The organism is Methanoculleus sp. MH98A, from assembly GCF_000691865.1.
Lineage (GTDB): Archaea > Halobacteriota > Methanomicrobia > Methanomicrobiales > Methanoculleaceae > Methanoculleus.
This window is the reverse complement of sequence record NZ_JMIO01000207.1, coordinates 1-653: the sequence shown is the minus strand read 5'-3', so window position 1 is coordinate 653 and position 653 is coordinate 1. Positions and strand designations below refer to the sequence as shown.

The 653-nt window shown below is 50.2% G+C and carries 1 protein-coding gene; it reads left to right on the top strand.

Annotated elements, in window-relative coordinates; genetic code table 11:
• Positions 1–89 precede the first annotated feature (89 nt).
• Positions 90–653: DUF6345 domain-containing protein (locus EI28_RS12575; protein ID WP_048115367.1), on the top strand; the 564-nt coding region annotated here is incomplete at its 3' end.

Here is a 653-nt window from a genome sequence, read left to right as displayed (position 1 = left end):
CGCAAGCCCGGAGGCAAAGGGAACGTAAGCGTTCTGCGTGCTTAAATATGTGCCTTTTCTGCCTCCGGAAAACTACAGGAGGAAAGTAAATGAACGGAAAAACCGGATTGCAGGCATTTCCCATGCTCCTGGCGCTGCTGCTGGTGAGCGTGGTTATGGTGCCCGCAAGCGCATACTATTATTGTTGTGCAGAATGGGTGAACAACTATCCCCCACCATCCGACTTGGAGCACAATGATGAAAACGCACAGGGGTTTTACTACCAGCTCGGTGGTGACTCATCCTGGTGGGGAGACTTTATCTATGGCGATGGTCAGGCCCTGGAAAGACACTGGAAAGATCCCAGTAAGTCCGGAAACGGTATAGACTATATTTACACAGATGATACACATTTTGCGTTCTTTTCGGGCCATGGTGCCCCAGAAGGATTTGCATTTTCCTCCTCCCAAGACGATACCTTCCTGAGTTACAGTGATGCTCTCTGGGGAAACACGCAGATGGACTGGATTACCATTGATGCCTGCACTGTTCTGCGCGAGAATAGCCATACAAATTGGTACAATGCATTTGGCGGCCTACACTCGATGACCGGGTTCCATACTGAATGTCACGATGTCTCGGACAGAGGCTCTAACTTCGTACACCGGATGGTC